This window comes from Anaerococcus sp. HMSC068A02, from assembly GCF_001811125.1.
Taxonomy (GTDB): domain Bacteria; phylum Bacillota; class Clostridia; order Tissierellales; family Peptoniphilaceae; genus Anaerococcus; species Anaerococcus vaginalis_C.
Genome location: NZ_KV803711.1, coordinates 24741 through 38738, shown reverse-complemented (window position 1 = coordinate 38738; position 13998 = coordinate 24741). Strand labels below are relative to the sequence as shown.

Annotated in this window: 11 protein-coding genes; 2 read left to right on the top strand and 9 right to left on the bottom strand. The window is 28.0% G+C overall.

From position 1 onward, the window contains the following. Nucleotides 1-100: 100 nt before the first annotated feature. The 6 genes from dnaK to lepB form a co-directional block, all read right to left on the bottom strand. Nucleotides 101-1921, bottom strand: coding sequence for a molecular chaperone DnaK (dnaK, locus tag HMPREF2782_RS00515; protein ID WP_019117483.1), 1821 nt, complete (start codon nt 1919-1921; stop codon nt 101-103). Between the two features lie 11 nt (nt 1922-1932). Then, nucleotides 1933-2466, bottom strand: coding sequence for a nucleotide exchange factor GrpE (gene grpE / locus HMPREF2782_RS00510; RefSeq protein ID WP_070640025.1), 534 nt, complete (start codon nt 2464-2466; stop codon nt 1933-1935). Nucleotides 2467-2483: 17 nt separating this feature from the next. Then, the gene (gene hrcA, locus HMPREF2782_RS00505) at nt 2484-3482 is read right to left on the bottom strand and encodes a heat-inducible transcriptional repressor HrcA (RefSeq protein WP_070640023.1); all 999 of its coding nucleotides are present in this window, start codon (nt 3480-3482) and stop codon (nt 2484-2486) included. A 74-nt stretch (nt 3483-3556) separates the two neighbouring features. Beyond that, nucleotides 3557-4681 carry a radical SAM family heme chaperone HemW gene (hemW, locus tag HMPREF2782_RS00500; RefSeq protein ID WP_070640020.1) on the bottom strand — a complete coding sequence of 375 codons (1125 nt, stop codon included), beginning with the start codon at nt 4679-4681 and terminating at the stop codon, nt 3557-3559. Between the two features lie 50 nt (nt 4682-4731). Then, the gene (gene lepA / locus HMPREF2782_RS00495; protein WP_070640018.1) at nt 4732-6537 is read right to left on the bottom strand and encodes a translation elongation factor 4; all 1806 of its coding nucleotides are present in this window, start codon (nt 6535-6537) and stop codon (nt 4732-4734) included. Continuing rightward, the gene (gene lepB / locus HMPREF2782_RS00490; protein WP_070640015.1) at nt 6537-7085 is read right to left on the bottom strand and encodes a signal peptidase I; all 549 of its coding nucleotides are present in this window, start codon (nt 7083-7085) and stop codon (nt 6537-6539) included. Before lepB ends, lepA begins: the two co-directional genes overlap by 1 nt. A 140-nt stretch (nt 7086-7225) precedes the next feature. Between lepB and rpsT the strand changes: the two genes are divergently transcribed. Next, nucleotides 7226-7492, top strand: coding sequence for a 30S ribosomal protein S20 (rpsT, locus tag HMPREF2782_RS00485; RefSeq protein ID WP_004839050.1), 267 nt, complete (start codon nt 7226-7228; stop codon nt 7490-7492). Between the two features lie 66 nt (nt 7493-7558). On the opposite strand, the gene holA is transcribed toward rpsT, so the two are convergent. Then, a complete protein-coding gene (holA, locus tag HMPREF2782_RS00480) occupies nt 7559-8572 on the bottom strand; it encodes a DNA polymerase III subunit delta (protein WP_070640012.1) in 1014 nt (337 codons plus the stop codon). Further along, nucleotides 8569-10749 carry a DNA internalization-related competence protein ComEC/Rec2 gene (locus HMPREF2782_RS00475; RefSeq protein ID WP_070640009.1) on the bottom strand — a complete coding sequence of 727 codons (2181 nt, stop codon included), beginning with the start codon at nt 10747-10749 and terminating at the stop codon, nt 8569-8571. Before HMPREF2782_RS00475 ends, holA begins: the two co-directional genes overlap by 4 nt. A 54-nt stretch (nt 10750-10803) precedes the next feature. On the opposite strand from HMPREF2782_RS00475, the gene HMPREF2782_RS00470 reads away from it, so the two are divergent. Continuing rightward, nucleotides 10804-11550: a hypothetical protein gene (locus HMPREF2782_RS00470; RefSeq protein WP_070640006.1), complete on the top strand. Its 747-nt coding sequence runs from the start codon at nt 10804-10806 to the stop codon at nt 11548-11550. 38 nt (nt 11551-11588) lie between these two features. Here the strand turns inward: HMPREF2782_RS00470 and leuS are convergent, their stop codons facing one another. Further along, nucleotides 11589-13997, bottom strand: a complete 2409-nt coding sequence (leuS, locus tag HMPREF2782_RS00465) for a leucine--tRNA ligase (RefSeq protein WP_070640003.1) — start codon at nt 13995-13997, stop codon at nt 11589-11591. Nucleotide 13998: the final 1 nt, after the last annotated feature.

Genomic DNA, 13998 nt, shown 5'->3' with positions numbered 1-13998 from the left:
TTATACCACTTTGATAAAAAAATTAAATTATATTTTAAAATTTAAAATAAAAATAAAGAATAAGAAGCAAGGCTTCCTATTCTTCAAATTTTATTTATTTTTATTCTTCGTCGTCATCTACAACTTCATAATCTGCATCAACTACATCGTCATCTGCTTTTCCAGCGTTTTGACCTTCTTGACTTGCTTGAGCGTTTTTATACATTGCTTCGCTCATTGAGTAGATTTCTTGTTGTAGAGCTTCTGTTTTTGCCTTGATGTCTTCAGTATTGTCAGCTTTAATGCTAGCTTCAAGATCTTTGATTTTTTCTTCAATCTTATCTTTTTCGCTTCCTTCAACTTTTGCATCTTCAAGAGTTTTTCTTGCTTGGTAAACTAATGATTCAGCATTGTTTTTAACTTCAATACTTTCTTTTTTCTTTTTATCATCTTCAGCAAATTTTTCAGCTTCTTTTACTTTTTTATCTATTTCTTCATCAGTTAAGTTTGTTGATGATGTGATAGTAATTTTTTGTTCTTTTCCACTTCCTTGGTCTTTTGCTGATACATTTACAATACCATTTGCATCTATATCAAATGTAACTTCGATTTGTGGAACTCCACGTCTTGCTGCAGGAATTCCTGTAAGTTGGAATCTACCAAGAGTGGTATTGTCTGCTGCCATTTCTCTTTCACCTTGTACAACGTGAATATCTACATCAGTTTGTCCGTCTGCAGCTGTTGTAAATATTTGAGATTTTTTAGTTGGAATTGTTGTATTTCTTTCGATTAATTTTGTAGCAACTCCACCAAGAGTTTCAATTCCTAATGAAAGTGGTGTAACGTCAAGAAGTAATAAATCTTTAACTTCTCCTGTTAAAACTCCACCTTGAATTGCAGCACCAAGTGCAACACATTCATCTGGGTTTATATCTCTTTGTGGTTCTTTTCCAATTATATTTTTAACTAAATCTTGAACTGCAGGAATTCTTGATGATCCACCCACAAGTAATACTTTTTCGATATCGCTTGATGATAAAGAAGCATCTTTTAATGCATCTTCAACTGGTCCTCTTGTAGCTTCAACAAGATCGTGAGTTAATTCATCAAATTTTGCTCTTGTAACTGTTAAGTCTAAGTGAACTGGTTGTCCATCAACTGCTGTAATAAATGGTAAATTTACATTTGTTGTTTTTGTTGATGATAATTCTTTTTTAGCTTTTTCTGCTGCATCTTTTAATCTTTGCATAGCTGTAAGATCTTTTGTTAAATCTACACCAGTTTCTTTTTTAAATTCAGCTGCAAGATATTCAACTAATCTATTATCAAAGTCGTCTCCACCTAATTTATTGTTTCCTCTTGTAGATAAAACTTCAAAAACCCCATCGCCAACTTCTAGAATTGAAACGTCGAATGTACCACCACCAAGGTCGTAAACCATAATTTTTGCTTGATCAGTTTCTTTGTCCATTCCATAAGCAAGTGCTGCTGCTGTTGGTTCGTTTATAATTCTTTTTACATTTAAGCCTGCAATTTTTCCAGCATCTTTTGTAGCTTGTCTTTGAGCATCTGTAAAGTAAGCAGGAACTGTAATTACAGCATCTGTTACTGTATCATTTAAATAACTTTCTGCATCTGATTTTAATTTTTGTAAAATCATTGCTGAAACTTCTTCTGGTGTGTAAGAATTTCCATCAATTTCATTTGTTTTAAAATCTGATCCCATTTCTCTTTTGATTGATGAGATTGTTCTGTCTGGATTTGTTATTGCTTGTCTTTTTGCAGTTTCTCCAACAAGTCTTTCTCCATCTTTTGTAAATGCTACAACTGATGGTGTTGTTCTGTTTCCTTCAGTATTTGGGATTATTGTTGAATCCCCACCTTCCATAACGGCAACTGCTGAGTTTGTTGTTCCTAAATCAATTCCTATAATTTTTGCCATATTAATTCCTCCTATTTTGCAACTTTAACCATGCTTGGTCTTATAACTCTATCATTTAGTTTGTATCCTTTTTGATAGGTTTCTATAATATAATTTGATTTAAAATCTTCGTTTTCTTCTGTTTGAAAAGCGTGATGGAAATTTGGATCAAATTCTACTCCATCAGATTCGATTTCTTCAAGTCCTTCTTTTTCCAAAACTTTCCACAAAGAATCTCTTGTCATCATTATGCCTTGGACAAAAGAATCTTCTTCGTCTTGATCTTTAAGTGCTCTGTCAAAATTATCTAAAACTGGTAAAAGTTCTTCGATTAAATTTGATGAAGCAAACTTTTTAAAATCTGCTCTTGCTTTTTCTTCTCTTTTTTTGAAATTTGTAAAATCTGCCAATAGTCTTTGGTATTTTTCTTTGTATTCATTATCATCTGATGAATCTTTTTCTACATTACCTTCTTCATCAACTATTTCAGCATCAATTTCTTCTAATTGTTCATCTATATTTTCTTCTTGTTCAACATTTTCATCATGCTTTTTTTCATTGTCCACCTTAAACACCTACCTTATTATTTGCTAAGTAAATCTGATATTAGTTTGATGTCAGAAATAACTTCCTTATAATCAATTCTTGTAAGTCCTATAATTCCAATTTGGCCTACAATGTCTTTGTCATAATTAAAATGTGAAGTTATGATTGTATTATCTTTCAATTCATTTATCTCATTTTCATCACCAATAGTAATTTGTAATTCGTTGTTAGAATTTTCAATCAATTCCCAAATTCTTTCCTTACTATCAAATATCTTAATAAACTCTCTAGCCTTAATTGGATCTTCGAATTCTTTGAAATTAAAAATATTGCCTAGTCCCTTTATAATAACTTCTTTTGTCAAATCACTTAAAGAATCATTATTGATTTTTTTCTCCAAAATATCTAACAAATTCTCATATTGCTTAAAGCCAGAATTTTTGATTTTTTCAAAAATTTTTGCAAGGTCTTTTAAATTTTCGCCTTCGATGTTTTGTTTTAAAGTCCTAGAAATTTCTATTAATTTTTCATCATCAATTTTCTCATTAATATAAATTCTATCGCTTATTAAACTTCCGTTATCATAAACAGCTATAAACAAAAGCATGTTAGGATTAATTTTTAAAAGCTCCAAATTTATGACTTTAGTAATATTATTTCTTATAGTATAAGAAACAGCTGTAAGATTTGTCATTTTTGAAAGAAGCAGTGTTGCAGTCTCCACAATTTTTGAAACATTGCCATATCTTTTATCAAGAATTTTTTCTAAATTTTCATCTTCTTTTTCATTTAATGAATTTTCTAATAAATTATTTACATAAAGTCTGTAACCTTTATCAGATGGGTATCTTCCTCCCGATGTGTGAGCTTTTTCTAAAAGCCCCATTTTTTCAAGAGTGCTCATCTCATTTCTAATTGTTGCAGACGAAATATCTAGAGAATATTCATTAAGTAATGAATTTGAACCAATAGGCTCTCCAAGATTAACGTATGAGTTTATAATGGAAAAGAGTATCATCTTCTTTCTCTCGTTCATTATTTTCACCTCATTTAGCACTCCAATTATCTGACTGCTAATTATAATATACTAGGTAAATTTCTTTTTGCAAGTTATATTATTTCAATATAAAATTCATTTGATAAATCAAAACCCTTGTGAGTAAATCTTAAATTTTGATCAATTTCAAAAAACCCTTCTTTATAAAATTTTTCAACTATTTCACTATACTTTTCTAACAAAGAATGCCCAAAAATATTTTCAAATTCTTTTAAGTTAATTCCTTCAACTTCTCTTAATTTAAAAATTATATATTCTTTTTCTCTTTCGTCTTTTGAAATAAATTCCCTAAATTCTATTGGAAATTTTCCTTGTTTGATTAAGTTTTCATATTTTACAAAATTTTTTACGTTTTTATATCTTACATTTGACAAAAATCCAGATGCACCAAGTCCAAAGGCAAGGTATCCACCCTCTGACCGATATTTTTTATTGTGGTAGGATTCAAAGCCCTTTTTTGAAAAATTAGAAATTTCATACCTATTTAATCCTATATCTTTTAAATATTTTTCTATATAAGAAAAAATATCTCTTTCCAAATCATCATCCATAAGTTTAAGTTTATCTTTTTTATAAAGACTATAAAAATGTGAACCTTTTTCAAGAATTAAAGAATAATAAGATAAATGTTCTGGATTTATTTTTTTTATTATCTCCAAATCATTTTTTATAGAATCAAAATTTCCACCCGGCAGATTTAAAATCATATCCAAAGAAAGATTATCAAAACCTGCTTTTCTTATATTTTCTATATCTTTTAGGACAATTTCCTTATTATGGTCTCTACCAATTCTTTTTAAAACTTTATCATCAAAAGATTGGACACCAAGAGAAATTCTATTTATTCCCAAGTTCTTGTAGGCTTTTAATTTCTCCAAAGTCAAAGAATTTGGATTTGCCTCAATTGTAAATTCTTTTACATGACTTAAATCAAAATTTTTCAAAATTTCTACAAGCTCAATTATATAATGATAATCAACGTAAGTTGGTGTACCTCCACCAATATAAATAGAATCGACTTCTACGTTCATATTTTTTTGGTACAAGATTATTTCTTTTTTTAAATTTTCAAAATACGAATCAATCCAAGATTCTAAATTTTGAAAGGCTGTAAAATCGCAATAAAAACATTTTTTCTTACAAAAAGGAATATGAATATAGATTCCAATTTTTTCCATATTTTCTCCTTAAATTTTTGCAAATAAAAAGTTAGGACTTATCCTAACTTTTATTCATCATCATATTTCAAAACAGCAAGGAAGGCATCTTGTGGAATTTGTACGCTTCCTAATTGTCTCATTCTCTTCTTTCCTTCTTTTTGTTTTTCTAAAAGTTTTTTCTTTCTTGATATATCTCCACCGTAGCATTTTGCAATTACATCTTTTCTCAAAGCTTTTACGGTTTCTCTTGCAATAACTTTTGAATCGATTGTTGCTTGAATTGGAATTGCAAATTGTTGTCTTGGAATTTGATCTTTTAATTTTTCGACAATTGATCTCCCCCTAGCATAGGCAAAATCTTTGTGAACAATTGTAGATAGAGCATCGACTTTATCTTCATTGATTTTTATATCAAGTTTTATTAAATTACTTTCTTCATAATCCACAACTTCATAATCAAGCGAAGCATATCCTTTTGATCTTGATTTTAAAGAATCAAAAAAGTTATAAATAACTTCATTTAAAGGAATTTTATATTTTATTGAAACCCTATTTTCGTCAATATATGACATATCTATAAGATCTCCTCTCCTTGCTTGAGCAAGTTCCATAACTGGTCCTATATATTCTTTTGGAGTCATAATTTCAGAAATTGTAATTGGCTCTTTTACATATTCTATTTCTGATGGTGGAGGAAAATCATTAGGATTTTCTAATTTTTTTTCTTCGTGTCCTTTTGTTTTTACCTTATAAATTACTGATGGTGCTGTTGCGATTATATCTAAATCATATTCTCTTTCAAGTCTTGCTGTAATAATATCCATGTGCAAAAGACCTAGAAATCCACACCTTAATCCAACGCCAAGAGCTTGTGAATTTTCTTGTTCAAAAACTAAAGACGCATCATTTACTTGAAGCTTTTCCAATGAATCTTTTAATTTGTTAAATGATTCTCCTTCAGCTGGATAAATTCCAGAATAAACCATTGGCAAAACTTCTTTGTAGCCAGAAAGTGCTTTTTGTGTTGGATTATTTTTTAAGGTAATTGTATCACCAACTCTTGCATTTCTAATATCTTTTATGCTTGCTTCAATAAATCCTACATCTCCGCTTTTTAATTCTTTGGTTTCAATTCTATTTTTCATAGTATATCCTACGCCAGTTACTTCGTAGGATTTTCCACTTGCCATCATCAAAATTTCATCGCCTGCTTTTACGCTGCCTTCAAAAATTCTAACATAGCAAATTACTCCCCTGTATGAATCATAATATGAATCAAAAATCAAAGCCTTTAATGGTTTGTCATCATGATCTTCTGGGGCTGGAATATTTTCTATAATGTCTTCGAGTACATCTTCAATATTTAAACCAGTTTTTGCAGAAATTAAGGGAATATTTTCTGTATCAAGACCAATTTGATTTTCTATTTCTTCTTTTGTTTCTTCAACTCTTGCACTTTCAAGGTCAATTTTATTTAAAACTGGCAAAATTTCCAAATCTTGTTCAAGTGCAAGGTAAGTATTTGCCAAAGTTTGAGCTTCAACTCCTTGGGAAGCATCAACAACCAAAATTGCTCCTTCGCAAGCTTTTAGTGATCTTGAAACTTCATAAGTAAAGTCAACATGGCCTGGAGTATCAATCAAATTTAAATCGTAAATTTTTCCATCATTAGCCTTGTATTTTAACTTTACTGATTTTAATTTTATGGTTATTCCTCTTTCTTGCTCAAGCTCCATGCTATCTAGCATTTGATCATTTATATCTCTTTTTGCAACAGACTCAGTTTTTTCTATAAGTCTATCTGCAAGAGTAGATTTTCCATGGTCAATATGAGCAATAATAGAAAAATTTCTAATATTCTCTTTTTTCTTCATTATCTGTTTTCCTTATCTACAAATCCTATATCATAAATTGGGAAAAATCTTAAAAATGCATGCCCTACAATTTTTTCTTCGGAAATCGGACCAAAATTTCTTGAATCATTGCTTGCATTTGGAAGTCTATTATCTCCCATAACAAAATATTCTCCTTCGCCAACTTCCCAAGATGAATTTTCATTTGTCGTTAGGGTTTCTTCGTTATTTATATAATTTTCTTCGTAGATTTCTCCGTTTACATACACATTTCCATCTTTAACTTCTATATTATCTCCTGGCATACCAACTATTCTTTTTATATACAAAGTATTTTCTTGGTCTGGAGCATTAATTATTACAATATCTGCCCTATTGTATCCCTTAAAATGTTTTGAAACTTTGTCAACAAATAGCATATCGCCACTATGTAATGTATTTAGCATAGAATTTCCTTCAACTTTTGTTGCATCCATTATAAAAATTTTTATAACAAAAGCAATTGCCAATGCCAAAAGTATTGTTTTTATCCAATCAAGAAATTCTAAATCATTAGATTTTTCTGTCATATAACACCTCTCTCATTTTATAATTATAAACGAATATCTCAAAAGTTCCAAATATTTTAATATTTAAAATTTATAAAGATTTGTAATAAATATAGTTTTATGGTAAAATAAATCAGTCGATATAAATTGGGGGTGAAAAAATGGCAAACATTAAATCAGCAATAAAAAGAATTGATGTAACAAGAAAACAAACTGCTAGAAATAAATCAGCAAAATCTGAAATAAAAACTTATGTTAAAAAATTTGAAGAAGCTATTGCAAATAATGATAGCGAAAAAGCTAATGAACTTTTCAAAACTGTTGATAAAAAAGTAAAACAAGCAGCAGCTAAAAACATAATTCACAAAAATCAAGCTAGTAGAACAACTTCAAGATTAGCTAAAAAATTAAATTCATTAAACGCTTAATTTTTAGTCGGTTCATTCAAACTTGCGACTTAGAAAAGTCGCCAAGATTAGAATGAGTCGATTTTTTTATTTTGAAAATTTTTCTATAAAAATTAACATATTTAAATTCATATCAAAATCTTCGCTTTTTTGTTTTAAGTCGCAAGTATATAAAAAATCTTGCAAATCAAATAATTCATCCAAAGTAAAATTCCCAATAAAACTTTTATCTTTTCTAAGTTCAAAATTTGATATACCCAAAGATTTTTGCATAAAGGAATCATTGTAAGAATCTTTTGATAAAATTTTTATTCCAATTAAATTTCTAATATGTCTTACTATCATATAAAAAATTTTAAATATTTCATCCATATCCTTTGCCATAAATAAATATGTGTTCATGGCAGTTTTTGTATCTCTTTTTGACAGAGCATCTGTGAGATTAAAAATATTTAAATCTAAAACTTGGTCTAATTGGTCGTGAACATCTTCCAATAAAACTTCGCTTTTATCAGAATTTGCAATAATTTTATCAACTGTATTTATAATTTCATAAAGGTCGATTTGCGAATTTTTATTTAGATATGAAAATCTATCAATTATTTCGTTTATATAAGATTTTTTGATTTTTTTATTATTTTTTACAAATCTTTTTCCAATAAAAGAAACAAGTTCATTATTATTTAGCCTATCAATTTCTACAATATTTCCATTTTTCTTGATTGCCTTGTAAAATTTTCCTTTAAATACAGTTTCATCAGATATTATTATAAATGTCAGAAAATCTGCTAAATTTTCTATATCTTCAATAATCAAATTGCAAATTTCCTCATAATCTTTTATATTATTTTTAGATAAGTCGATATTTCTCCAAATCACAACTTTTTTATCTTCCATTATTGGATATGTATCAATGGCAGTTTTTATGTCCTCAAGGCTTTTTTTGCCCTTGATTTCTATATAATTAAAGTCAGGAAAAGAAATTAAATCCTTTGCTTGATCTATAATTGTTTCTTTTAGATATTCTTCTTTCGAATCAATTAGATAAATTCCCTTGCTTTTTTTTGAAAAAAGTTCAGTCATAAATTCCTTATAATTCATCTAAAAAATCCTCCTTTCACATATTTTTTTACCTTATATGAATTTTTGTAAAATTCTATCTTACAATATCCATCTTTTTGAGTATTGTATATTTTAACATTTTTTAAATTATCTAAGACTTCTTTTGATGGGTGTCCATAAGTATTTTTTCTTCCAGCTGAAATTAAAGCAACTTGTGGACTTGTTTTATTTACAAAATCCTTTGAAGTTGAAAATCTTGAGCCATGATGGGAAACTTTTAAAATATCAATATCTCTTGCTACTTTTTGTTCATACTCCATTGGCAAATCACCCATAGTCAAAATTTTAAAATTATTTATCCTAATTAAAAGAGGCATAGAATTAGAATTTTCATCTCCAGAAAAATTTTCTAAACATTCAACGCTAAAATTTTTTCCCTTATAAATATTCCCCTCTTTCATTTCCAAAAATTTATATTTTTCCCCTAGATTTTTATTATAAATATTAGAAATTACAGAGCCAATTTCAAATTCATTTTTCAATTTTTCCAAAGCACCCGAATGATCCTTATCCTCATGAGAAATAAAAACCGCCTTGATTTTTTTTACTCCTTTTGCCTTTAAAAAAGCTATAGCTATTTTTTCAGTTGATGAATAATTTTTGTAAGAAACTTCCCCACAATCAAACAAATAAAAATCGCCTTTATCTTCCAAAATAAAAAAATCTCCCTGCCCTATATCAAGCATTTGATAGGAAATCGGCTTATTTTTTTCTTTTACAATAGAAAAAATCACTATAATCATAGAAATCGCCAAAAAATTTTTTGCACTTAGTTTTTTATTTTTAAATTTCACAAGTATATACAAAAGTATTAAATAATAAAAACTAATTAAGATTGACTCTTTTGGAAAGTCTAAGCCAAAAATTGTAAAAGTACTCAAAAAATTTGCTATATCCATGATAGATTTTATCAAAAAATCCAAAATAAAGAAAAATCCAGCTAACAATCCGCCAAATATTGGATACAAAATAATTATCCCAAAAATTATGTACATACTTATAGAAAAAATTGGAACAACCAAAAAATTCGCAAAAAAATTAAGCAAATTAAAATATCCATAATAGTAAATCACATGAAAAGCCAAAGTTATTTGCAAGCAAAGAATAAAAATTATGTATTTTTTTAAATAAGAGAAATTTTTTCCCCTTACAAGTTTTGGATAAATCTCATAAATTGCAAATCCTGCCAAAAACGAAAGAATAAATCCAGAATTTAAAATTGCAAAAGGATTTGCCAGTAAAATTAATAACATGGCTACAATGAGATTTTTTCCTGTATCCTTGCCTTTTTTTAGTAAAAATGCCAAATAAGATAAACTGTATATAAATAAAACTCTCAAAACCGAAAATGGAAATGAAATTAAATAGGCATAAAATAAAGAAATTCCCAAAGAAATTGGATAAGCGTACTTGTATGAAATATTTGCTTTTACCAATAAAAAAATTAACAAAGCCATCAATAAATCAATGTGAAGACCAGAAACCGCCAAAATATGAGCTAAGCCTAATTTCGAAAGACCTTGTCTATATTCAAATTTATCCGAAAGAATAACAGCTTTTACAAAAGAAAAAGAATCCTTAGACAAATTTTTTTCAAAAATCTTTTTAATATACAAATCAAATTTTTTCTTAATTTTTAAAAAAACAGAAGAAGATTCTCCCAATTTTTCAAAAGATTTTATATCAAGCTTGCTTTTTATTTTTTTAGATAATAAATACTTCCTATAAGAAAATAAATATGGATTGGTGTTTGTAGAAGGCATGGAAATATTGCAATTTGCCCTTAGCCTATCTCCTATTTCAAAATTTTTATCAGAAATAAAAGTAGATTTTTCATTTATTTTTTTATCCATATTTTTTGCTTTTACATAATAAGTATAAGAATCATCACTTTCGATTTTTTCAACAACAGTTAAATTTAAATCTAAATTATCATATTTTTCAAGCTTATAAGAATGAAAATTAAAAGATGCCAAAAAAATTCCCAGAGAAAATCCAAAAAACAAAAAAGAAAGAGAAGATTTTTTTACAAAAAGAAAAATTCCACATACAAATAAGCCTATAATCACAAACAAAAAATTATAAGCCTCAAAATAAGTGAAAATTCCTATACCAGATATTAAAGAAATAAGTAAAAAAAACAATTTTTTTCTCATAAGATTCTCCCAATATGATTATAACATATGATATAATAATTTAGAGGTAATTTTATGAAGGATTTGTTATATATTAGTCATCCACAAATAAATCAAATAAGCGCCAAAATTGTAAAAAGAAAATACGAAGATGATACAACAAAAATAATTTTGGACAGAAGTATTTTTATGCCTAATTCTTCCTATTTATTAGATGAAAATCCAAAAATTTCGGAAAATGTGCTTTTGGATGTTGAGTTTATAAATGGAAATTTAGTTCATACAATAAAAAATAAACCCCAAAAATCATCTGTAATTCTTTCTTTGGACAAAAATAACAGAGAAAAAAATTTATCGTATAATACAGCTTTTTATATTTTTAAATCTCTGTTTGCTAAATTTTATAATAACAAGGAAGTTTCTTTGAAAATCAAAAATTCTTATGGGCAAATAAAAATTTCCAATTTCTATGATAATTTTATTGCCGATGATTTTTTGAAAATTTTTAATAAAATAATTGATTTGGGATTAAAAATAAATAAGGATAAAGATTTTGTTTGGATAAATGGTTTTGAACGAGAAAATAATTTTGGAGTTTATTTAAATAATACAAAAGATTTAGAAGGAATTTTTATTCTTTCTATAGAAAAAATTGAAAAAAATCTCTTTATTGATTTTATAACAGGTTCTGACTACAAAAATTTTACAAATAATAATATAGAAATAATTAATAATATTAAAAAAATATCTTTTGATGACTTAAATTCTTCTGAAAAAATCAGAAAAATAATTTCACTTATTCAAAAATCTAGGTATAAATAAAAGCTCTTGCATTAATTTTTTTGCAAGAGCCTTTTTTATTATTTTACAAGCAAGTTTAATATTTTTCCTGGTACATATATTACCTTAAATATTTCCTTACCATCTATATTTTTTTGAATATTTTGATCATTTTCTGCACTTGTTACAGCTTCTTCTTGGTCTGCATCTTTTGCAATTTTTATTGTAGCCCTAACTTTTCCATTAACTTGAACAGGAAGTTCGATTGAATCATATTCAAGTTTACTTTCATCATAAGTTGGCCAGCTAGTTTGGTTTAATTCGCCTTCAAAACCAATTTCTTCCCACAATTCTTCAGTTAAGTGAGGAGCAACTGGATTTAATAAAATCAAATAAGTTTTGAAATCTTTTTTAGTAATTTTTCCAATGTTTCTCATTTCATTTAACAAGCTCATAAGTGAAGCTATTGCTGTATTATATTTTAATGATTCATAATCTTGCGAAACTTTTTTAATAGTTTGGTTAATTAAAATTTCAATTTCTTTTGTATATTCGTCGCCATCTTCAACTAAATCATAAAGATTAAATACTCTTTCCAAATATTTTCTACAACCCTTAACCCCTTCGTCTGACCATGGAGCTGTCGATCTAAAATCTCCAATAAACATTTCATAACATCTTAGGGTATCTGCCCCATAATCTCTTACAATATCATCAGGATTTACAACATTGCCTCTTGATTTTGACATTTTTTGATGGTCTTCTCCCAAAATCATTCCGTGAGAAGTTCTTTTTTGATATGGTTCTTTTGTTGGAACTTTTCCTATATCATATAAAAATTTGTGCCAAAATCTTGAATACAATAAGTGAAGAGTTGTGTGTTCCATTCCACCATTGTACCAATCAACTGGTGTGTAATAATCTAAACTTTCTTTGCTTGCAAGATCTTCATTATTATTTGGATCTGTATATCTTAAATAATACCAAGAAGAGCCAGCCCATTGTGGCATGGTGTCAGTTTCTCTTTTTGCTGGCTTTCCACAAATTGGACAAGTAGTATTTACAAATTCATCAATTTTTGAAAGTGGACTTTCGCCATCATCTGTTACTTCATAAGATTCAACTTCTGGTAATTTTATTGGAAGATTTTCTTCTTTTTCAGCAACCCATCCGTGCTTTTCACAATAAATCATTGGGATTGGTTCTCCCCAATATCTTTGTCTAGAAAATACCCAATCTCTTAATTTATAATTTACCTTCGCAGAACCTAGATTTTTTTCTTCAACAAATTCTATCATTTTCTTTTTAGCTTCTTCTACAGATAGACCATTTAGAAAATCGGAATTTATTAAAATCCCCTTATCAATTGAAGTTGTTGGCAAATCTTCATCGCCTGTATCGATTACTGGAACAATTGGCATATCAAATTTTTTTGCAAATTCAAAATCCCTATCATCGTGAGCAGGAACCGCCATTATAGCTCCTGTTCCATAAGAAATTAATACATAATCAGAAATCCAAATTGGAATTTCTTTTCCATTTATAGGATTTATTGCAGAAATTCCATCAAGCATTACGCCAGTTTTTTCTTTTGTAAGCTCACTTCTTTCAAAATCTGATTTTTTCTTTGCAAAATCTTGATATTCTTTTACATCATCCAAATTTTTAATTTCATCTTTAAATACTTCAAGCATTGGATGTTCTGGTGCAATTACCATATAAGTTGCCCCAAAAATTGTATCAGGTCTTGTTGTGTAGACATCTAATTTGTAATCTTTATCTTTTAAAGAAAAATTAATTTCTGCCCCGTGGCTTCTTCCAATCCAATTTTTTTGTTGAGTTTTTATTTTTTCCTCATAATCAACTTCGTCCAAATCATCAATAAGTCTATCGGCATATTCTGTGATTTTTAGCATCCATTGATTTTTAACTTTGTGAGTTACTTCTGACCCACATCTTTCACATTTTCCATCTACAACTTCTTCATTAGCAAGTCCTACCTTACAAGATGGACACCAGTTTACTGGCATTTCTTTTTTATAAGCAAGTCCATTTTTATATAATTGAATGAAAATCCATTGAGTCCATTTGTAATAATTTGGATCTGTTGTATTTACTTCTTTGGACCAATCAAATGAAAATCCAATAGATTTCATTTGTGCTTTAAAATTTTCGATATTATTTTTTGTTACAATTGAAGGATGAATGTGATTTTTTATAGCATAATTTTCTGTAGGAAGTCCAAAAGCATCCCAGCCCATAGGATAAATTACATTTTCTCCTTGAAGTCTTCTTTTTCTTGCAACAATATCTAAAGCTGTGTATGGTCTTGGGTGGCCAACATGAAGACCTTGACCTGACGGATAAGGAAATTCTACGAGTGGATAGAATTTTTTCTTATTTTTATCAATTACTGACTTAAAAGTTTCATTTTCATCCCATTTCTCTTGCCATTTTTTTTCGATGGCATTTGGATTATATTCTCTCATT